This is a genomic window from Variovorax sp. KBS0712, assembly GCF_006323185.2.
GTDB classification, from domain to species: Bacteria; Pseudomonadota; Gammaproteobacteria; order Burkholderiales; family Burkholderiaceae_C; genus Variovorax; species Variovorax boronicumulans.
Genome location: NZ_VCCD02000001.1, coordinates 2,815,302 through 2,836,216, shown reverse-complemented (window position 1 = coordinate 2,836,216; position 20,915 = coordinate 2,815,302). Strand labels below are relative to the sequence as shown.

Here is a 20,915-nt window from a genome sequence, read left to right as displayed (position 1 = left end):
TTTGCGGTGCGAAGTGCGGCAGTGGCGGGAACTGGAAATCTTACTGTGGCCGCACCCCGGGGCCTTCCCTACTTGTTGACCAGCTTGGCCGGCACCGTCCAGGTGAGGAAGGCGCCGAACAGCAGCACGCCGGCCAGCACGAACAGGGCGATGTCGGTGCTCTTCGTGGCGTCCTTGATCAGGCCGATCATGTAGGGGCTCACGAAGCCCGCCAGGTTGGCGAAGGAGTTGATGAGCGCAATGCCCGCCGCCGCGCCCGCGCTCGACAAAATGGCGGTCGGCAGGCTCCAGAACAGCGGCGACGTTGCCAGGCTGCCGCCCGCGGCCAGGGCCAATGCGGCCAGCGAGAGGTACACGTTGTTGCTGAAGATCGCGCTCAGCGTGAGGCCCAGCGCGCCGCAGCAGAAGGGCACGATCAGGTGCCAGCGGCGCTCGCGCATGCGGTCGGAGCTGCGGCTCACCAGCAGCATCGAGACGATGGCCACGGCAAAGGGAATGGCCGTGAGCAGCCCGATGTTCAGCGCGCCCGACACGCCCGACTGGCGCACCAGCGTGGGCAGCCAGAAGGTCAGGCCGTACTGGCCCATCACCGTGCAAAAGCAGATCAGCGCCATCTTCACGATGCGGCGGTCCGCGAACAGCGCGCGCAGCGTCATGTGGCTGGTGCCGCCCTTGGTGGCGTTCTCGGCGGCGATGTTGCGCGCGAGCACGGCCTTTTCTTCGGCGGTGAGCCAGCGTGCGGCCTGGATGCTGTTGTCCAGGTACACGATGACGAGCAGGCCGATCACCAGCGAAGGCAGTGCCTCGATGAGGAACAGCCACTGCCAGCCGCGCAGCCCGCCCATGCCGTGCATGGCGTCCATGATCAGGCCCGACAGCGGTCCGCCCAGCACGCCCGACACCGGGATCGCGCACATGAAGACCGCCACCATCTTGGCGCGGCGGTGCGAGGGAAACCAGTAGGTGAGGTACAGGATCATCCCCGGGTAGAAGCCGGCCTCGGCCGCCCCGAGCAGGAAGCGCAGCACGTAGAACTGCGTGGGCGTGGTCACGAACATCATCGCGGCCGAGATCAGGCTCCACGTGATCATGATGCGCGAGATGGTGGCCTTGGCGCCGATGCGGTGCATCAGCAGGTTGCTCGGCACCTCGAAGAAGAAGTAGCCGATGAAGAACAGCCCCGCGCCCAGCCCGTACATGGCTTCGCTGAACTGCAGGTCACTGAGCATGTTCAGCTTGGCGAAGCCGACGTTCACGCGGTCCAGGTAGGCGGCCACGTAGCAGAGCATCAGGAACGGCATGAGTCGCCATGCCACTTTCTTGTAGAGCGCGTTCTCCGCTGCAGCAGAGGTGGTGGCCGGCTGCAGCGGCGCATGAAGGGTGGTGGTTGACATGGCGGTCCTCGAAGGCGTCGATGGGTGGATTAACTGGTATTACCGGTATGATTTAACGCGACCGAGACCTTAAGGCCTCATGCGTCATTGGACACTAGCGATTTCCCTGACGCCGGGAGATTGACTGAGTAGATGCATCGCAAGGATACTGGTAATACCAGTTGGACCAAAAAGCCGAGGAGTTTCTGTTGACGATTGCCAGCCCCACCTTCCTGCCCCCGGCGCCGGGCACGCCCGCGGCGCTCGCGCTCGTCGCGCAGCCGCTGACGCGCGAGGCGTTCGCCGCGTTCGGCGACGTCATCGAGAGCGCGCACGCCCGGTCGATGCCGATCAACGCGGGCATGACCACGCGCTTTCACGACCTGGCGCGCGTGGACCCGGGCCCCGGCGACAGCCGCGTGCTGGTGAACATCTTCGAGACGCAGCCCTACGCGCTGCCGCTGCAGGTGGGCATGTTGGAGCGCCACCCGCTGGGCAGCCAGGCCTTCGTGCCGATGGACGGCAGCCGCTTTCTCGTGGTGGTGGCGCCGGCGGGCGACACGGTGCGCGTGGAAGACATCCGCGCCTTCGTCACCGACGGGCGGCAGGGCGTGAACTACGCGCGCGGGGTCTGGCACCACCCGCTGGTGGTCACGCAGCAGCCGGCCAGCTTCGTGGTGATCGACCGCGGCGGGGCCGGGCCGAACTGCGACGAGATTCTGGTGCCGCCGGCGTGCGTGGTGCGCGTCAGCCTGGCGGGCTGAGCGCGCCATCCCTGCGGCCATCGCCCGGCGGCTGCGCCAGCGTCGCAGGCACCGCGACGCCGACTTGCGGCCATTGGCGAAAGAGGCCTACACCACCGGGAACGCCCCGGTGAAACCTTCGGGCCATGGGTGAACGCCATGCGCAATCCAACGAAATCGATGTTTGCCGGAAGCCTCGCTGTCGGGGTCATCAGCGTCGCGGCGCTCCTCGCCGGGCCGGCTGCCGCGCAGTCGGCCGACAAGCCGCCGCCACCGCCGGTCAAGCCGCAAGCGCAACCTGGGCCCGACCCCGAACTCCTCGTGAAGCCGCCGCCCCATGGCCATCCGCGGCTGGTGAAGCCCGCGCCGCCCGACCGGGACCCCGGCATGGTGAAAAAGCCACCGGCGGACGCGAAGCGGGCCGGCGAGGACAAGCCCCGCGTGGACGACCCCGGCGCGCCCTCGCGCCAGGATGACTGCCGGGGCACCGCCGAGGACTGCAGGCAGAACTCCCCGCGCTGACGTTTATCGTCATCGACGCCTGAGCGGTGCGGCCGGGCGTCAGCCCTGCGTGATGCGATGCCTTACTGGCACTGGAACAGCACGCCCGATTCGGCCGGTGCCTTGCCGAGCCACTTCGGCTCCTGGCTCTTGGCGCTGCAGTAGTCCGAGGCCTGGGTGTAGGTCATGGCACGCAGCACACCGTCGCGGAAGGGAACGATCTGGTTGGGCGGCGTCGAGCAGCCGGCAATGACCAAAGCCAGGGGAAACAGTGTGATGCGCCAGTTCATCGGGCCATTCTAAAGAGGTCGTGCAAGCGCATGAGCCTGCGGCCAGGGCAGGGCGGGTCGGCCCGCGCCGGCTTCTTTTTGCGAGGGCACGGGGCTATAGTCTGCGAGCACTGCTGCAGCCCCTTCCGATCCCCAAAGGACGTTCGTGCCGGACTCTCTGACTTCCACGCTCACCAGTTACTACGATGCGGTGCCCTACGACTCGCACCCGTTTCCCCAGTCCGCCGTGGAGCACCTGGAAGCCCTGGCCTTCCTGTTCGGGCTCGAGGCGCCGCCGCCGCACAAGGCGCGCGTGCTCGAGTTGGGCTGCGCCGCCGGCGGCAACCTGATTCCGTTCGCGACGCGTCACCCGCAAGCCCACGCGGTCGGGGTCGACCTGTCGCGCGTGCAGGTGGCCCAGGGCGCCGCGGCGCTCGACCAGGCGGGGCTGTCGAACATCGAGCTCAAGGCCTTCAACATCGCCGACATCGACGCCTCGTTCGGCCTGTTCGACTACATCGTCTGCCACGGCGTCTACAGCTGGGTGCCGGGGCCGGTGCAGGACGCCATCCTGCGCGTGTGCGCCGAGAACCTGGCGCCCAATGGCGTGGTGTACGTGAGCTACAACGTGTACCCGGGCTGGAAGGCGCGCGAGATCGTGCGCGACGCGATGATCCTGCGCGGCGGCCCGCGCGACACGCCCGAAGAAAAGCTCTCCTACGCGCGCGGCATGCTTGAGTTCCTCGAGCAGTCGGCCCGACCCGACAGCGTGCTGCGCAAGACGCTCGAAGAGACGATGCCGATCGTGCGCAACTCCGGCAACTACTACCTGCTGCACGAGTTCCTTGAGCCCTGCAACGAACCCTGCTATTTCAAGGAGTTCGTCGCGCGTGCCGAAGCGCGCGGGCTGGCCTACCTGTGCGACGCCGAGCCCTCGACCATGTTCGTGCAGAACTACGGCGAGAAGGTGCGCGACCCGCTGCTGCGCGAGTGCGGCGGCAGCCAGGTGATGATGGAGCAGTACCTCGACTTCCTCGTCAACCGCACCTTCCGCCAGACGCTGCTGGTGAAGCAGGGCAATGCCGCGAACATCCGCTACCGGCTCGAGGTGCCCCGCCTGCGCGCGCTCGAATTCGCCGGCATCTTCCGCGTCGACGGTGGTGAGGCGCTGACCATCGACGCTCGCGAGCAGCCCTGCACTGCGCTGCGCGAGCTGAAGGTCACGTTGCGGCTGCCGGCGCACAAGGCGGTGGCGCAGGCGCTCGACGCGAGCTATCCGTGTTCGATGTCGACCGAGGCTTTGCTGGCCGCCGTGGTGACGCTCGCCGGCGAGCCGCGCGCGGCCGTCGAACCCATCGTGCTGGCCATGCTCGAAGAGCTGCTGATCCTCGGCGCGCTGCGCATCCGCCGCACGCCGGTGTCGGCGGCTGCTTCGGTGTCCGTGTTGCCGCAGGTGCTGGCGCCGGTGCGCCGTGCGCTGGCCGGCATGCCCGCGTCGCAGGCGACGGCCGTGCTCTGCAACCAGTGGCACGAGCCGGTGTCGCTCACGGTGCTCGAACGCAGCCTGCTGCCGCTGCTCGACGGGGCGCACACGCACGAGGCGCTGGCCGCCTTCCTGCTCGACGAGGTGCGCGCCGAACGCCTGCGCTTCCTCAAGGACGACCAGCCGCTGACCGACCCGTCGGCGCTGCACGCCTTCGCGCAGGAGCAGGTCGCGCAGGCGCTGCAAAGCCTGCGGCGCAAGGCGCTGCTCACGGCCTGACGACTCACTTTCCGTTCACCCCTCCCTCATTCTTCATCCAACGCACAGAGGAGACTTTTCCATGCAGCACTTCAAGTGGACCCCCACCCTGCGCGCCGCCGTCGCGGCCGCGCTCACCCTGGCGGCGGCCGGCGGCGCGCAGGCCGCGTCGCAGGCGCCGGTGGCGGCCGAACACGGCATGGTCGTGAGCGCGCAGCACCTGGCCAGCAAGGTCGGCGTCGACGTGCTCAAGCGCGGCGGCAACGCGGTCGATGCGGCCGTGGCCGTGGGCTATGCGCTGGCCGTGGTGTACCCGGCCGCCGGCAACCTGGGCGGCGGCGGCTTCATGACCGTGCAGCTGGCCGACGGCCGCAAGACCTTCCTCGACTTCCGCGAGAAGGCCCCGCTGGCCGCCACCGCCAACATGTACCTCGACAAGGACGGCAACGTCGTCAAGGGCCTGAGCACCCACGGCCACCTCGCGGTGGGCGTGCCGGGCTCGGTGTCGGGCATGGAGTACGCGCGCGAAAAGTACGGCACGATGAAGCGCGCCGACCTCATTGCCCCCTCGGTCCAGCTGGCCGACAAGGGCTTCGCGCTGGAGCAGGGCGACATCGACATGCTGCTCACCGCCACCAACGACTTCAAGAAAGACCCGGTCTCCGGCGCCATCTTCCTGAACAAGGGCGAGCCCTTCGCGGTCGGCCAGAAGCTGGTGCAGAAAGACCTCGCCAAGACGCTGCGCGAAATCAGCGCCAAGGGCACCGACGGCTTCTACAAGGGCTGGGTCGGCAAGGCGATCGTGGCGTCGAGCCAGGCCGGCAAGGGCATCATCACGCAGGCCGACCTCGACCAGTACAAGACGCGCGAACTCGCGCCGGTCGAGTGCGACTACCGCGGCTACCGCGTGGTGTCGGCGCCCCCGCCGAGCTCGGGCGGCGTGATCATCTGCGAGATGCTCAACATCCTGGAGGGCTATCCGCTGAAGGACCTGGGCTTTCGCTCGGCCGAGTCGGTGCACTACCAGATCGAAGCCATGCGCCACGCCTACGTGGACCGCAACAGCTACCTGGGCGACCCCGACTTCGTGAAGAACCCGCTCGATCGCCTGCTCGACAAGGGCTACGCCGCGAAGATCCGCGCCGCCATCGACCCCAAGAAGGCCGGCGTTTCCAAGGACATCAAGCCCGGCGTGGCGCCGCATGAAGGCAGCAACACCACCCACTACTCGATCACCGACAAGTGGGGCAATGCCGTTTCGGTCACCTACACGCTGAACGACTGGTTCGGCGCCAAGGTCACGGCCGACAAGACCGGCGTGCTGCTGAACAACGAGATGGACGACTTCACCTCCAAGATCGGCGTGCCCAACATGTACGGCCTGGTGCAGGGCGAGGCCAACGCCATCGCCCCGGGCAAGCGCCCGCTGAGCTCGATGAGCCCGACCATCGTCTCCAAGGACGGCAAGCCGGTGTTCGTGGTCGGCACGCCCGGCGGCAGCCGCATCATCACGGCGGTGCTGCACACCATCCTGAACGTGGTCGACTACGGCATGAACGTGCAGGAGGCCGTGGATGCGCCGCGCTTCCACCAGCAGTGGCTGCCCGACGTGACCAACGTCGAAACCTTCGCGATCAGCCCCGACACCCGCAAGATCCTGACCGACATGGGTCACAACCTGGGCGTGCCGCAGCCGGCCAACCACCTGGCGGCGATCATCGTCGGCGCGCCCTCGCTGGGCGGCAAGCCGGTGGGCGCGAATCGCTTCTACGGCGCCAACGACCCGCGCCGCAACACGGGCCTGGCAGCGGGCTACTGAACCTGCGGCACACTTGAAGGCGGTCGTGCCCCTGTCGGCACGGCCGCTTTTTTCATTTCTCATGCACCTGCAAGACATCCTCTATACCCAGGGCTTCGGCACCCGCCGCGTGTGCGCGGGCCTGGTCCAGCAAGGCCACGTGAGCATCGCCGGCGCGGCCGTGACCGACCCCTTCGCCGACCTCGATCCCGAAGGCCTGCGGTTCACCGTGCAGGGCACCGAGTGGGCCTGCCACGAGAAGGCCTACCTGATGCTGCACAAGCCGGCCGGCACCGAGTGCTCGCAGAAGCCCTCGACCTACCCGAGCATCTACACGCTGCTGCCGTCGCCGCTGCGCCTGCGGCCCAACAAGGGCGCGGTGCAGGGCGTGCAGGCCATCGGCCGGCTCGACCAGGACACGACCGGCCTGCTGCTGCTGACCGACGACGGCCAGTTCATCCACAAGATGGGTTCGCCCAAGCACCATGTGCCCAAGGTCTACGAGGTGACGGCCAAGCACCCCATCGACGAAACGCAGATCGCCAAGTTGCTGGCCGGCGTGGTGCTCGACGACGACCCGAAGCCCGTGCGCGCGGCGGCCTGCGAATCGGACAGCCCGCTGCACCTGCGGCTCACGCTCACCGAGGGCAAGTACCACCAGGTCAAGCGCATGCTGGCCGCGGTCGGCAACCGGGTCGAAGGGCTGCACCGCTCGCGCATCGGCGGCCTGGCGCTGCCGGACGACCTGGCGCCGGGGCAATGGCGCTGGCTCACGGCCGAGCAGGTGGCCCAGCTGCGGGCGCCCGTGCCTCGCGCCGCGTGACATAGGTCAAGGCGCCGGGCTAAACAGCGGGTGAGGGGGCGCCCGCGGTCAGCTTTTCGTCGGGTTCGACCGTTAAGATTGTTAACCCTCTCCCGGAACCTTCCCTTGCGACTCCCTGCCCGCCCGAACGGCCGCATCGCGGCCTTCCTGCTGTCCTGCCTGTGCCTGACAGCCCTGGTGACCCTCCCCGCCGCGGCGGCGCCGCCGGCCCCTCCACCGGTTTTTGTGCTCAATTCGCTGGACGCCAGCGTGAGCGTGATCAACCCGGTCGACTGGACCGAGAAGCAGCGCATTCCCACCGGCAAGGAGCCGCACCACATCTACATGACACCCGACGAGAAGTCGGTCATCGTGGCCAATTCGGCGGGCGATTCGCTCACCTTCCTGGACCCGCGCACGGCCGAGGTGCAGCGCGTGGTGTACGGCATCATCGATCCCTACCAGCTGCAGTTCTCGCGCGACATGAAGTGGTTCGTCACGGCGGCCAACCGCCTGAACCACGTCGACGTGTACCGCTGGGACGGCAAGGACCTGAAGCTGGTCAAGCGCATCGCCACCGGCAAGACGCCCAGCCACATCTGGATCGACAACACCAGCACGGTGGCCTACGTCACCATGCAGGACAGCGACGAGCTGATCGCGGTCGACCTGCCGACGCAGACCATCCGCTGGCGCCTGGCCACCGGCGCCATGCCGGCCGACATCTTCGGCGCCCACAACGACAAGACGCTGCTCGTGGGCCTCACCGGCAGCGACGGCGTGCAGGTGTTCGACGTGGCCGGCGCCCAGCCCAAGCTGGTCGGCAAGATCCCCACCGGCAAGGGCGCCCACGCCTTCCGCTCGGCCGGCGACGGCAAGACCGTGTTCGTGAGCAACCGGGTCGCCAACACCATCAGCCGCATCGACCTGACCACGCTGAAGGTTGTTGCCAACTACAACGTGCCCGGCGGCCCCGACTGCATGGACGTGTCGGCCGACGGCAAGACGCTGTACGTGACCTCGCGCTGGGCCAAGAAGCTCACGGTGGTCGATCTCGCGAGCCAGAAGGTCGTGCGGCAGATCAACGTCGGCCGCTCGCCGCACGGCGTCTGGACCCTCGACCATGCCAAGCGCATCTGAGCGCGTGCGCGGTGTGCGCACCGCCGGGGTGGCCTTCGCCGTCGCGGCGCTGGCCTGCGCCACCGTGCCGGCGGCGGGGGCGCAGGACGCCGCCGCCTGCGACAAGCCGGTCTACCTGACGCTGGACACCGGCCACATGGGCATCGCCCCGCTGGTGGCCGACGTGCTCAAGCGCCAGGACGTGCGCGTCACCTTCTTTGCCGCCGCCGAGCGCACCCAGACCGACGGCGACAGCCTGGACGACCACTGGGCGTCGTGGTGGAAGGCGAGGGCGGCCGAGGGCCACGAGTTCGGCTCGCACACCTACGACCACGCCTACTGGCGCGGTGACGTCAAAGGCACGCCGCCGAGCTTTCGCATCAAGCCGTCGGCCGGCCCGCAGACCGGCAAGGAATCGGTCTGGAACGCGGCCCAGTACTGCGCCGACATCCGCAAGTCGTCCGACCGGCTGGCCGCCATCACCGGCAAGAAGCCGCTGCCGCTGTACCGCGCGCCGGGCGGCAAGACCTCGCCCGCGCTGCTGGCGGCCGCCAGGGACTGCGGCTACGCGCACGTGGGCTGGTCGCCCGCCGGCTTCCTGGGCGATGAGCTGCCGAGCGAAACGTTCAGCAACCAGAAGCTGCTGGCCCAGGCGCTCGCGGGCATCCGCCCCGGCGACATCCTGCTGGCGCACCTGGGCATCTGGTCGCGCAAGGACCCGTGGGCGCCCGCCAACCTCGAGCCGCTCATCGTCGGCCTGAAGGCCAAGGGCTTCTGCTTTCGCACCCTGCGCCAGCATCCGGACTACCGCGCCTGGATCGCCTCCCACCCTTGATTCCTGAGTTTTCGCCGTGATCGACTGGTTGACCGACGTTTTTTCCGCCATGCAGGGCTGGCTCTTCGAGACCGCCGTGCAGCCGCTGGTGTACGCCATCGGCCTGGGCGGCTGGGCCGAGGACGCCTTCGACGCCACCGGCTGGCTGCTGGTCGGCGTGATCCAGATCCTGGTGCTGCTGGCCGTGATCGGCCCGTTGCAGCGCTGGCGCGCGGTCGAGGCCGTGACCGACCGCCGCGCGATCCGCATCGACGTGCTCTACACGCTGATCCACCGGCTGGGCCTGTTCCGGCTGGCGCTGTTCTTCACGCTGCAGCCGCTGTTCGACGACCTGCTCGGCAGCCTGCGCATGGCGGGGTGGGGCACCTTCCACCTGGACGAGGCCTGGCCCGGCGTGACCGACGTGCCGTGGGTGGCTTTTGCCATCTACCTCGTGGTGCTCGACTTCGTCGGCTACTGGATCCACCGCGGCCAGCACCAGTTCAACTGGTGGTGGAGCCTGCATTCGCTGCACCACTCGCAGCGCCAGATGACGATGTGGAGCGACGACCGCAACCACCTGCTGGACGACGTCATCCACGACACGCTCATCGTCATCGTGGCGCAGCTGATCGGCGTGGCGCCGGGCCAGTTCATCGCCGTCGTGGCCTTCACCCAGCTCAGCGAAAGCCTGCAGCACGCCAACCTGCGGCTGAGCTTCGGCGCCATCGGCGAGCGGCTGTGGGTCAGCCCGCGCTTTCACCGGCTGCACCACAGCATCGGGCTGGGCCACGAGTCGCACGGCCGGAGCACGCTCGGCGGCCACAACTTCGGCGTGCTGCTGCCCTGGTGGGACATGCTCTTTCGCACCGCCAACTTCGAAAACCGCTACGACCCGACCGGCATCCGCGACCAGGTCGAGCCCGGCGCCGACGGCCGGCCGCGCGACTACGGCCAGGGCTTCTGGTCGCAGCAGTGGCTGGGGCTGAAGCGGCTGTTCGGCCGCGCCTGATCCGCCCGCAGGCCCGGCAGCGGGCGGGCCGGGGCCTTGCGCTATCCTCGAACCTCATGCGCCTGCTCCTCGACTCCTTCTGGCGCGCGGTGGCCTATTGCATGCTCCCGCGCGTGATCGTGCTGTCGCTCCTGCCGCTGGCGCTCATGGTGCTGCTGGCCGCGGGGCTCGGCTACTTCTACTGGGACGCGGCCGTCGCCTGGACGCGCGAGGCCCTCGACGCCTGGCCGCTGCTGTCCAGCTTCTGGGCCTGGATCGGGCGCCTCTTCTCCAGCGACGTCACGGCCGCGCTGGCGCCGCTGGTGGTGGTGTTCGGCGTCACGCCGCTGATCGTGGTGCTGTCGCTGCTCATCGTGGCCGGCTTCATGGCGCCGGCACTCACCAAGCTCGTGGCCGAACGGCGCTTTCCGACGCTCGAGCAGAAGAAGGGCGCCTCCTTCTTCGGCAGCGTGCTGCGCTCGCTCGGCGCCACCGTGCTGGCGCTGATCGCGCTGGTGGTGTCGATGCCGCTGTGGCTCATTCCGCCGCTGGTGCTGATCCTGCCGCCGCTGATCTGGGGCTGGCTGACCTACCGCGTGATGAGCTTCGACGCGCTGGCCGAGCACGCCAGCCCCGAGGAACGCGCCGCGTTGCTGCGCGCCCACCGGTTGCCGCTGCTGTGCATCGGCGTGCTGTGCGGCTACCTGGGCGCTGCGCCGAGCATCGTCTGGGCCTCGGGCCTGCTGTTCGCTGCCGCCTTCTTCGTGCTGGTGCCGATCGCCATCTGGATCTACACGCTGGTCTTCGCCTTTTCTGCGCTCTGGTTCGCGCACTACTGCCTCGACGCCCTGACCCAGTTGCGCGCCCAGCGCGCGGCGCAGCAGCCCGCGGCTGGCAGCGGCGACGCGCAGCAGACGCTCGAGGCGGCCGAAGCCACCGAGGCCAACAAGGCCGCTCTTTCTCAATGGAGTTCTCCATGACACGCGCATTCGGTCTCATCGTCGTCGGCGACGAGATCCTTTCCGGTAAGCGGGCCGACAAGCACATGGCCAAGGTCATCGAGCTGCTGGCCGCGCGCGGCCTCCAGCTGGGCTGGGCCGAATACGTGGGCGACGAGCCCACGCGGATCACCGCGGCCCTCATGCGCGCCTTCGCCTCGGGCGACATCGTGTTCTCGACCGGCGGCATCGGCGCCACGCCCGACGACCACACCCGCCAGTGCGCCGCCCAGGCCCTGCGCGTGCCGCTGGCGCTGCACCCCGAGGCCGAGGCGCTGATCCGCGAGCGCATGCAGGACACGGCCCTGGAGCAGGGCGTGCCCTACGAACCCGACCGGCCCGACAACATCCACCGCCTGAACATGGGCGTGTTTCCGCAGGGCGCGTCGATCATCCGCAACCCGTACAACAAGATCCCGGGATTCAGTGTCGAGCACGTGCATTTCGTGCCGGGCTTTCCGGTCATGGCCTGGCCGATGATCGAGTCGGTGCTCGACAGCCGCTATGCCGATCTGTTCACCCGCAACGCCATCGCCGAGAAGTCCGTGATCGTTTTCGGTGCGATGGAAGCCACCCTCACGCCGCTGATGCAGGCCATCGAGCAGGCCCACGCCGGCATCAAGGTGTTCAGCCTTCCCAGCGTGGATCACCCCCAGTACGGGCGCCACATCGAGCTGGGCGTCAAGGGCGACCCCGCAAAGCTCGATGCCGCCTATGGCCAGCTCATCGAAGGTCTGCACACTTTCGATGCGAAGCTTGGCCCTGAATTGGTGCGTTAATCTGCATTGCACCAATTTGGGGATATTTTCCTTTTCCGGCAGCCCCTGGGCCGTCACCTGGGCCTCATCCGGCGGGGTGACAATGGCACAGAAACTGCATCCTCCCGTCCCTGTATTCCTAACCACCATCCAACTCAGGAGAAACTGATGGCAAAGACCGTCGCCGATGTACTCAAGCTCGTCAAGGAAAACGAGGTCAAGTTCGTCGACTTGCGCTTCACCGACACCCGCGGCAAGGAACAGCACGTCACCGTGCCTGTGTCGCACTTCGATGAAGACAAATTCACCTCGGGCCACGCGTTCGACGGTTCGTCCATCGCCGGTTGGAAGGGCATCGAAGCCTCGGACATGCAGCTCATGCCCGACCCGAACACCGCCAACATCGACCCCTTCTTCGAAGAAACGACGCTGATCCTGACCTGCGACGTGATCGACCCGGCCGACGGCAAGGCCTACGAGCGCGACCCGCGTTCGCTCGCCAAGCGCGCCGAGGCGTACATGAAGGCTTCCGGCCTGGGCGACACCGCCTACTTCGGTCCGGAACCCGAATTCTTCGTGTTCGACGGCGTGCGCTGGAAGAACGACATGTCGGGCTGCTTCGTGAAGATCGAGTCCGAAGAAGCCTCGTGGAACACCGACAAGGAGTTCGAGCACGGCAACAGCGGCCACCGTCCCGCAGTCAAGGGCGGCTACTTCCCGGTGCCCCCGGTCGACAGCTTCCAGGACATGCGCTCGGAAATGAGCCTGGTGCTCGAATCGCTGGGCATCCCGGTCGAAGTGCATCACCACGAAGTGGCCAACGCCGGCCAGCTCGAGATCGGCACCCGCTTCAGCACGCTGGTGCAGCGCGCCGACTGGGTCCAGCTGCAGAAGTACGTGATCCACAACGTGGCCCACGCCTACGGCAAGACCGCCACCTTCATGCCCAAGCCCATCGTCGGCGACAACGGCTCCGGCATGCACGTGCACCAGTCGGTCTGGAAGGACGGCAAGAACCTGTTCGCCGGCGACGGCTACGCAGGCCTGTCGGACTTCGCGCTGCACTACATCGGCGGCATCATCAAGCACGCCCGTGCCCTGAACGCCATCACGAACCCCGGCACCAACAGCTACAAGCGCCTGGTGCCCGGCTTCGAAGCCCCGGTGAAGCTGGCCTACTCGGCCAAGAACCGCTCGGCCTCGATCCGCATCCCGTTCGTGGCCAACCCGAAGGGCCGCCGCGTCGAAGCGCGCTTCCCCGATCCGCTGATGAACCCGTACCTGGGCTTTGCCGCGCTGCTGATGGCCGGCCTGGACGGCGTGGAAAACAAGATCCATCCGGGCGAAGCCGCCAGCAAGGACCTGTACCACCTGCCGCCGGAAGAAGACGCGCTGATCCCGACCGTCTGCCACAGCCTGGACCAGGCCCTGGAGCACCTGGACAAGGACCGTGCGTTCCTGACCAAGGGCGGCGTGTTCACCGACTCGTACATCGACGCGTACATCGACCTCAAGATGCAGGAAGTCACGCGCTTCCGCATGGCGACGCACCCCGTCGAGTTCGACATGTACTACTCGCTGTAAGCGGCTCGCCCCCAGGCTGCGCGCACTTCGTGTCGCTTCGCCAACCCCCTACCGGGGGCAACACCTGCGGCCCGGCAAAGCCGGTTCCGCGGTGTTTCGCGAAGGGCGCGAGCCTGATGAGTAAGACAAAAGGACGGCCCCGGCCGTCCTTTTTCCTTGGTGCGGAACACCCTGTCGTGAGCGGGCCCGAATTGCATCAAAATGCGCGTTTGTCGCGCCCTCTCCGGATCCAAATGAAGACTGCTTCCCTGATTTTCCTGGCCGCCGCCTCGTTCGCCACCGCCACGGCGGCGCTCGCGCAAGAGCGCGTCTGGCGCTGCGGCAACGAGTACACCAACAACGCGACCGTGGCCCAGCAAAAGGGCTGCAAGATCATGGAAGGCGGCAACGTCACCGTCGTGCAGGGCACGAAGCCTTCGGGCGGTGGTGGTGGCAGCGCGTCGTCGTCGGGCTCGGGCGGTTCGGCCGCGCGCGCCCCGGCGGGCAGCCCGCGCGTCGAAGGCGTCGACCAGCGCGCCCGCGACGGCGAGGCGCGTTCGGTGCTCGAGGCCGAGCTGCGCAAGGCCGAGGCCCGCCAGACCGAGCTCAAGAAGGAATACAACAACGGCGAGCCCGAGAAGCAGGGCAGCGAGGGCCGCAACTACCAGAAGTACCTGGACCGCGTGGCCGAGATGAAGGCCGAACTCGCGCGCAACGAGAGCGACATCGCCGGCATCCGCCGCGAAATCGGCCGCCTGCCCGGCAAGCCGCAAGCGCAGTAAGCGGCGCGCAGTCCATGGTGTTCGGCAAGAAGGCGACTGGCGCCAATCCGCGCTTTCGCGCCTTCGACCTCTTGTCCACGCTGATCGCCGTGGTCAACAGCGACGGCTCGGTGCTGTTCGCCAACGCAGGCCTCGAAGACGCGCTGGGTACCTCGCGGCGCACGCTCGAGGGCTCGCAGTTCGGCGCCTGTTTCCATGAGCCGCAGGTGCTGCGCACCGCGCTCGACGGCGCCAGCAGCAACGACTTCGCCACGCTGCGCTACGAGGCCTTTTTGCGGCGCGTGAACCACGAGCTGATGCCCGTGCAGGTCACGCTCGCGCACGGCGACAAGAAGGGCGAGCTCATCATCGAGATGTCGCCGCTGGAGCAGCAGGTGCGCCAGGACCGCGAGGAGCGCCTGATCGACCAGGCGCAGGCCAACAAGGAACTCATCCGCAACCTCGCGCACGAGATCAAGAACCCGTTGGGCGGCATCCGCGGCGCGGCGCAGCTGCTGCAGATGGAGGTCGAGTCGCGCGACCTCATCGAATACACCCAGGTCATCATCCACGAGGCCGACCGGCTGCAGACGCTGGTCGACCGGCTGCTGGCGCCGCACCGCCGGCCGCACGTGGTGGGCGACGTGAACATCCACGAGGTGTGCGAGCGCGTGCGCTCGGTGATCCTGGCCGAGTTTCCGCGCGACCTGCACATCGAGCGCGACTTCGACGTCTCCATTCCCGAGTTCCGCGGCGACCGCGAACAGCTCATCCAGGCCACCCTCAACATCGCGCACAACGCGGCGCAGGCCCTGGCCGAGCGCCGCGCGGCGGGCGATGCGCAGATCACTTTCAAGACCCGCGTGGCCCGCCAGGTGATCTTCAACAAGCAGTGGTATCGATTGGCACTGGAATTGCATGTCATCGACAATGGACCGGGTGTGCCGGACACGATCAAGGACCGCATCTTCTATCCGCTCGTTTCGGGCAGGGAAGGCGGGACCGGGCTGGGACTGACGCTTGCGCAAACTTTTGTGCAACAGCATCACGGCGTGATCGAGTGCGACAGCGTCCCGGGCCGAACCGATTTCAAGATATTGATTCCGCTGCCCTAGCGCAGCCCCGGCAACAGAGGAGATGCATGAAGCCGATCTGGATAGTTGATGACGACCAATCGATACGCTTCGTGCTCGAGAAGGCGCTGCTGCGCGAAGACCTGCCCACGCGCAGCTTCACGAACACACGCGAAGTGCTGGCCGCGCTCGAACAGGCCGAAGGCGATGAGCAGCAGGGCCCGCAGGTCCTGGTGAGCGACATCCGCATGCCGGGCGGCTCGGGGCTCGACCTGCTCGACAAGATCAAGGCCAAGCACCCCGGCCTGCCGGTCATCATCATGACCGCCTTCTCCGACCTGGACAGTGCGGTCTCGGCCTTCCAGGGCGGCGCCTTCGAGTACCTGCCCAAGCCCTTCGACCTGCCGCGCGCCGTGGAGCTCATCCGCCGCGCCGTCGACGAAAGCCAGCGCGAAGAGGTATCTGAAGAGCGCATGGTCGCCGCGCCCGAAATGCTCGGCCAGGCGCCCGCGATGCAGGACGTGTTCCGCGCCATCGGCCGGCTGTCGCAAAGCAACGTCACGGTGCTCATCACCGGCGAATCGGGCTCGGGCAAGGAGCTGGTGGCGCGCGCGCTGCACAAGCACTCGCCGCGCGCCAACGGCCCCTTCGTGGCGATCAACACCGCCGCCATTCCGAAAGACCTGCTCGAGAGCGAACTCTTCGGCCACGAGCGCGGCGCCTTCACCGGCGCGCAGACCATGCGCCGCGGCCGCTTCGAGCAGGCCGAGGGCGGCACGCTGTTCCTCGACGAAATCGGCGACATGCCCTTCGACCTGCAGACGCGCCTGTTGCGCGTGCTCAGCGACGGTCACTTCTACCGCGTGGGCGGCCACAACTCGGTCAAGGCCAATGTGCGCGTCATCGCTGCCACCCACCAGGACCTCGAGCAGCGCGTGAAGCTCGGCGGTTTCCGCGAAGACCTGTTCCACCGCCTCAACGTGATCCGCCTGCGCCTGCCCGCGCTGCGCGAACGCGGCGAAGACGTGCCCGCGCTCACGCGCCACTTCCTGCAGCAGAGCGCGCGCCAGCTGGGCGTCGAGCCCAAGCGCATCTCCGATGCGGCACTCGCCAGGCTTGCGGCCTTCAACTTCCCGGGCAACGTGCGCCAGCTCGAGAACATCTGCCACTGGCTGACCGTGATGGCGCCCGCGCAGCTGATCGAGTCGAAAGACCTGCCGCCCGAAGTGATGGCGGGCAGCGGGGCGGAAGGGCATGTGGCGGTGGCCGAGGTGGCGGCGCCCGTGCAGGCTGCGGCGCCGTTGGCCGTCGAGCGCGACGCGTCCGCGCCGGTGGTCGCCGCCCCCGAGGTGGTGCCAGGCGCACCGACGGGCCCCAGCGCCTGGGAAAGCGGCCTCGAGGCCGAAGCTCAAGCGCTGCTGGCCGCAGGCCGCACCGACGTGTGGGACGTGCTCACGCGCCGCTTCGAATCGCGGCTGATCCTCACCGCGCTGGCCAACACGCGCGGCCGGCGCATCGAGGCGGCCCAGAAGCTGGGCATCGGGCGCAACACCATCACCCGGAAAATCCAGGAACTCGGTATCGAATGAAAAGGCCCTCCCAGGGCCTTTTTTTATTACCGGCTGCGCTGGCCGAGCGTGAGGGAATCGAGCTGGAAATTGCCGCTCTTGTCCCAGAGCCAGGTGTCGACGTACGTGTGGCCGCCCAGCTTGCCGGGGCTCGGCAAGGGCGAGGTCGCCTTGACCAGCTCCGCGATCATCGGCGGCACTTCGGGCGCATGGCTGGGCACACGGCTGAAGGTGACGTTGGTGACCTTGCCGTTGGCATCGATCTCGGTCTCGACCACCACCACCGCGTACACCAGCGGCGGGATCTTGCCCTTGTAGATGCGGCTGGCGTACGCCTTGTAGATGTGGCGCGCGCCGGTCTTGCGGTAGGTGCGGATGGCAGGCGTCTGCGCGGTGATGAGCCGCACGGTCGGCACGTCGCGGCTGCCTTCGGTGGCGGTTGCGCCGCCGGGCGATGTGCTGCCTGTGCCGCTTTCCGATCCGCTGCCCGGCTTGAGCACCGAGCAGGCGGTCAGCGCGAGCGCCGCGGCGGCGATCGCGGCGGAACGGGCAAGGCGTGCGGCGATCGGCGTCGTCATGGCCGTCAGGCGCCCGCGCCGAGTTCGAGCACCACCGGGGCGTGGTCGCTCGGCTTTTCCCACTTGCGCGGCACGCGGTCGATGACGCAGCTTTTCACCAGCGGCCGCAGCGGCTCGCTCACGAGGATGTGGTCGATGCGCAGGCCGCGGTTCTTCTGGTAGCCCAGCATGCGGTAGTCCCACCAGGAGAAGCTCTTTTCGGGCTGCTCGAACATGCGGAAGCTGTCCGTCAGGCCCAGGCCCAGCAGCGCCTTGAAGTGGTCGCGCTCTTCGGTGGTGTGGTGGATCGTTTCCTTCAGGCCCACGGGGTCGAAGCTGTCGCGGTCTTCGGGCGTGACGTTGAAGTCGCCCAGCAGCACGAGGTTCGGGTGCGCCGCGAGTTCGCGCGCGATGTAGTCGTGCAGCGCGTCGAGCCACTTCATCTTGTAGGCGAACTTCTCGCTGCCCGGTTCCTGGCCGTTCACGAAGTAGCCGTTCACCACGCGCAGCGGGCCCGAGGGCGTCTCGATGGTGGCGGCGATCACGCGCGACTGCTCGTCGGCGAAGTTCTCGATGTTCTTCACCACGTCGCGCACCGGCGCCAGGCTGAGGATGGCGACGCCGTTGTAGGTCTTCTGCCCGAACACCGCCGCCTCGTAGCCGGCCGACTTCAGCACCTCGAGCGGAAACTTGTCGTCGGTCATCTTGAGCTCTTGCAGGCACAGCACATCGACCGGGTTGGCGATGAGCCAGTCGAGCACATGCTGCAGGCGCGCGGTGAGGGAGTTGACGTTCCAGGTGGCTATTTTCATGAGGGCTCTGCGTATTCGGTTATCGGGGGGCGGTCGTGCGTTCGCAGCCGGTCGGTGAGGTCTCTGTGCAGGCGAAGGAAGTGGCCGCGCCCAGACCCGGAAGGAAGGCGTGTCGGCAGCGAGACCGCGACAGTGATTTCCATCGCGGTATTTTGCCTCGCTGGATCGGGATGCCGTGTAAGCGAAGGCGAGGGGCGCGGAACCGCCGACCAGCCCGCCGGCGCTAGGGCTGAAGGTACCAGCCCAGCTCGCCCTGCAGGAACTGGGCGGCCTCGGGCGGCAGATCGTCCGAGTCGAAGAAGCTCGCCACGGGCCGCTCGACCACGATGTGCCCCGCGTGCAGGTAGGCCACGCGCGTGGCCAGGCGCTTGGCCTGCCCGAGGTTGTGGGTGCTCATCACGATCGTCACGCCGCTGTGGGCGACCTCTTCGATGAGGGCCTCGATCTCGTTCTTGGCGCCAGGGTCCAGGCTGGCCGTGGGCTCGTCCAGGAACAGGATGTCGGGCTGCAGCGCCCAGGCGCGCGCCAGGCCCAGGCGCTGCTGCTGGCCGCCCGACAGCGAACGCGCCGAGCGCTCGGCATGTTCGAGCAGGCCCACGCGCGCCAGCGCCAGGCCGCAGCGCTCGCTGCGCTCGGCGGCCGGCACGCCCGCCAGCCACAGGCCCACCCACACGTTGCGCCACACCGAGAGGCTCAGCAGGAACGGGCGCTGGAACAGCATGGCCGCGCGCGGCAGGCGGCCCTCGGGCCGCAGCGGCAGGCGCTCGCAGCGCCCTTCGCAGGGCAGCAGACCGTGCAGCAGCCGCAGCAGCGTGGTCTTGCCCGAGCCGTTGGCGCCCACGAGCACGAGCCGGTCGCCCCGGTGCAGGGTCAGCGAGGCCTCGTCCAGCGCGATCAGCGCGCCGAAGCGCACCGTCGCGCGCTCGAGCCGGATCAGCGGCACCGTGCCGGCCACGGCCGGCGTGTGCGGGGCGAGCGCGCGGCGCATCGCGCGCGGCTTCGCCGGCGGGGCAGCGTTCAGCGGGCGCGTGGCCAGCCATTGCAGCAGCCCGATGGCGCCGTTGACCGCGCCGACCACCGCCAGCAGCACGATGCCCAGCGCCAGGGCCAGCGCGAGGTCGCCCTTGCTGGTCTCCAGCGCGATGGTGGTGGTCATCACGCGCGTGACGCCGGCGATGTTGCCGCCGACGATCATCACGGCCCCCACCTCGGCGATGGCCCGCGCGAAGGCCGTGAGCAGCACGGTGGCCACGCCCATCCGGTCGTGCACCAGCATCAGCAGGGCGGTGGCGAGCGGCCCGGCGCCCAGCGAGCGCAGCTGGTCGCCGCCGTCGGCCAGCGCCGCCATCACGAGCCGGCGCGACAGCGCGGCGATCAGGGGCGTGACGAGCACGCTCTGCGCCACCACCATCGCCGACGGCGTGAAAAGAATGCCCAGTTCGCCCAGCGGCCCTGAGCGCGAGAGCAGCAGGTACACCAGCAGGCCCACGACCACGGCGGGCAGGGCGAGCAGCGTGTTCACCAGCCACACGGCCAGCACATGCCCCGGGAACCGCGCCACCGCGAGCCAGGCGCCCAGCAGCAGGCCGAACAGCGCGCCGACCAGGCAGGCCGTGGCGCTCACCTGCAGCGACAGCGCCGTGATGCGCACGAGTTCGGGGTCGGCGCTGGTGATGAGGTGCCAGGCCAGCGCCCAGCCTTCGGTCACGGTGTTCATCGAAAGACGGCTTTCATCGCCGGCGCGAGGCCGTGCGCATCGCGTGGCCCGGCCCCGTCATCGACCGGCGCGCCGTTCACTGGCCTGCGTTCGGGAAGAAGAGCTGCTCGCCGCCGATCTTGTACGCAGCGATGGCGGCCTGCCCGTCGCGCGACACGACCCAGTCGGAGAAGGCTTGCGCCAGGTCCTTCTTCACGTGCGGGTGCCTGGCCGGGTTCACGACGATCACGCCGTACTGGTTGAACAGCTGCTTGTCGCCCTCGACCACGATGCCCAGGTCGGCGCGGTTCTTGAAGTTGAGCCAGGTGCCGCGGTCGGACAGCACGTAGGCATTGGTCGAGGCCGCGATGTTGAGTGCCTGGCCCATGCCGCAGCCGCATTCCTTGTAGCCGGCCGGCTTGGCGGCGGCCAGGTCGATGCCGGCCAGCTTCCACTGGCGCAGTTCGGCCGCATGCGTGCCGCTCTTGTCGCCGCGCGAGACGAAGGCGCCGCCCGTGGTGCCCAGCCGCTTGAGCGCGGCCGCAATGTCGTTGCCGCGCACGCCGGCCGGGTCGGACTTGGGTCCGATCAGCACGAAGTCGTTGTACATGACCGGGCGGCGCGGCAGGCCGAAGCCTTCGGCGACGAACTTCTCTTCGGCGGGTTGGTCGTGCACGAACAGCGCGTCGGCGTCGCCGCGGCGCGCCATGTCCAACGCCTGCCCGGTGCCCACCGCCACCACGCGCACCTCGGTGCCCGATGCTTTCGTGAACTGCGGCAGCAGGTGCTTGAACAGGCCCGACTGTTCCGTCGAGGTGGTCGATGCCAGCACGATGAACTTGTCCTGGGCGTGCGCCATCGGCGCGAGCAGCGTGCCGACAAGCGCACCGGCGAGGGCGAGAAGGGTGAAGCGTCTGCGCGAAGCCATCGTCATCGTGTCAGTCCTCGAGAGTGAAAGAAAGAAGCGAAAGAAGCGGT

The 20,915-nt window shown here is 68.2% G+C and carries 20 protein-coding genes; 14 read left to right on the top strand and 6 right to left on the bottom strand.

Annotated features, from left to right (window positions below; genetic code table 11):
* Positions 1-68: 68 nt before the first annotated feature.
* Positions 69-1,394, bottom strand: coding sequence for an MFS transporter (locus FFI97_RS13160; protein WP_095950005.1), 1,326 nt, complete (start codon positions 1,392-1,394; stop codon positions 69-71).
* A gap of 185 nt (positions 1,395-1,579) precedes the next feature.
* Between FFI97_RS13160 and FFI97_RS13155 the strand changes: the two genes are divergently transcribed.
* A complete protein-coding gene (locus FFI97_RS13155; RefSeq protein ID WP_062470974.1) occupies positions 1,580-2,137 on the top strand; it encodes an ureidoglycolate lyase in 558 nt (185 codons plus the stop codon).
* A 138-nt stretch (positions 2,138-2,275) separates the two neighbouring features.
* Entirely contained in the window at positions 2,276-2,638 is a 363-nt protein-coding gene (locus FFI97_RS13150) for a hypothetical protein (protein WP_095744465.1), read from the top strand.
* A gap of 62 nt (positions 2,639-2,700) precedes the next feature.
* Here FFI97_RS13150 and FFI97_RS13145 read toward each other — a convergent pair whose 3' ends face one another.
* On the bottom strand, positions 2,701-2,907 hold the full coding sequence (locus FFI97_RS13145) for a hypothetical protein (RefSeq protein ID WP_062470893.1): 207 nt from the start codon (positions 2,905-2,907) through the stop codon (positions 2,701-2,703).
* Between the two features lie 145 nt (positions 2,908-3,052).
* On the opposite strand from FFI97_RS13145, the gene FFI97_RS13140 reads away from it, so the two are divergent.
* From FFI97_RS13140 to ntrC, 12 genes are all read left to right on the top strand, one after another.
* Complete coding sequence (locus FFI97_RS13140; protein ID WP_139703599.1) at positions 3,053-4,648, top strand: methyltransferase regulatory domain-containing protein; 1,596 nt, start codon at positions 3,053-3,055, stop codon at positions 4,646-4,648.
* Between the two features lie 61 nt (positions 4,649-4,709).
* A complete protein-coding gene (gene ggt, locus FFI97_RS13135) occupies positions 4,710-6,446 on the top strand; it encodes a gamma-glutamyltransferase (protein ID WP_139703601.1) in 1,737 nt (578 codons plus the stop codon).
* Positions 6,447-6,507: 61 nt separating this feature from the next.
* Entirely contained in the window at positions 6,508-7,248 is a 741-nt protein-coding gene (locus tag FFI97_RS13130; protein ID WP_139703602.1) for a pseudouridine synthase, read from the top strand.
* Between the two features lie 105 nt (positions 7,249-7,353).
* Positions 7,354-8,367 (top strand): YncE family protein, encoded by a 1,014-nt coding sequence (locus tag FFI97_RS13125; RefSeq protein WP_139703604.1) that lies wholly within the window; start codon positions 7,354-7,356, stop codon positions 8,365-8,367.
* Positions 8,351-9,181 (top strand): polysaccharide deacetylase family protein, encoded by an 831-nt coding sequence (locus FFI97_RS13120; protein WP_139703606.1) that lies wholly within the window; start codon positions 8,351-8,353, stop codon positions 9,179-9,181. The genes FFI97_RS13125 and FFI97_RS13120 overlap by 17 nt, the downstream gene beginning before the upstream one ends.
* Positions 9,182-9,197: 16 nt before the next feature.
* Positions 9,198-10,172 carry a sterol desaturase family protein gene (locus FFI97_RS13115; RefSeq protein ID WP_139703607.1) on the top strand — a complete coding sequence of 325 codons (975 nt, stop codon included), beginning with the start codon at positions 9,198-9,200 and terminating at the stop codon, positions 10,170-10,172.
* A 56-nt stretch (positions 10,173-10,228) separates the two neighbouring features.
* Positions 10,229-11,131: an EI24 domain-containing protein gene (locus FFI97_RS13110; RefSeq protein ID WP_139703609.1), complete on the top strand. Its 903-nt coding sequence runs from the start codon at positions 10,229-10,231 to the stop codon at positions 11,129-11,131.
* The gene (locus FFI97_RS13105; protein WP_167394999.1) at positions 11,128-11,928 is read left to right on the top strand and encodes a competence/damage-inducible protein A; all 801 of its coding nucleotides are present in this window, start codon (positions 11,128-11,130) and stop codon (positions 11,926-11,928) included. The genes FFI97_RS13110 and FFI97_RS13105 overlap by 4 nt, the downstream gene beginning before the upstream one ends.
* A gap of 147 nt (positions 11,929-12,075) precedes the next feature.
* Positions 12,076-13,491, top strand: coding sequence for a type I glutamate--ammonia ligase (gene glnA / locus FFI97_RS13100; protein WP_062470904.1), 1,416 nt, complete (start codon positions 12,076-12,078; stop codon positions 13,489-13,491).
* 233 nt (positions 13,492-13,724) lie between these two features.
* Positions 13,725-14,252 carry a hypothetical protein gene (locus FFI97_RS13095; RefSeq protein ID WP_062470907.1) on the top strand — a complete coding sequence of 176 codons (528 nt, stop codon included), beginning with the start codon at positions 13,725-13,727 and terminating at the stop codon, positions 14,250-14,252.
* A 14-nt stretch (positions 14,253-14,266) separates the two neighbouring features.
* Positions 14,267-15,346, top strand: a complete 1,080-nt coding sequence (glnL, locus tag FFI97_RS13090) for a nitrogen regulation protein NR(II) (protein WP_062470910.1) — start codon at positions 14,267-14,269, stop codon at positions 15,344-15,346.
* Between the two features lie 26 nt (positions 15,347-15,372).
* Positions 15,373-16,893: a nitrogen regulation protein NR(I) gene (gene ntrC, locus FFI97_RS13085; RefSeq protein WP_139703611.1), complete on the top strand. Its 1,521-nt coding sequence runs from the start codon at positions 15,373-15,375 to the stop codon at positions 16,891-16,893.
* A gap of 26 nt (positions 16,894-16,919) precedes the next feature.
* On the opposite strand, the gene FFI97_RS13080 is transcribed toward ntrC, so the two are convergent.
* The 4 genes from FFI97_RS13080 to FFI97_RS13065 form a co-directional block, all read right to left on the bottom strand.
* Complete coding sequence (locus FFI97_RS13080) at positions 16,920-17,450, bottom strand: hypothetical protein (RefSeq protein ID WP_070059800.1); 531 nt, start codon at positions 17,448-17,450, stop codon at positions 16,920-16,922.
* A gap of 5 nt (positions 17,451-17,455) precedes the next feature.
* Entirely contained in the window at positions 17,456-18,241 is a 786-nt protein-coding gene (xth, locus tag FFI97_RS13075) for an exodeoxyribonuclease III (protein WP_139703613.1), read from the bottom strand.
* Between the two features lie 223 nt (positions 18,242-18,464).
* A complete protein-coding gene (locus FFI97_RS34310) occupies positions 18,465-19,958 on the bottom strand; it encodes an ABC transporter permease (protein ID WP_144004448.1) in 1,494 nt (497 codons plus the stop codon).
* Positions 19,959-20,034: 76 nt separating this feature from the next.
* Positions 20,035-20,865: a substrate-binding domain-containing protein gene (locus FFI97_RS13065; protein ID WP_139703615.1), complete on the bottom strand. Its 831-nt coding sequence runs from the start codon at positions 20,863-20,865 to the stop codon at positions 20,035-20,037.
* Between the last annotated feature and the right edge of the window lie 50 nt (positions 20,866-20,915).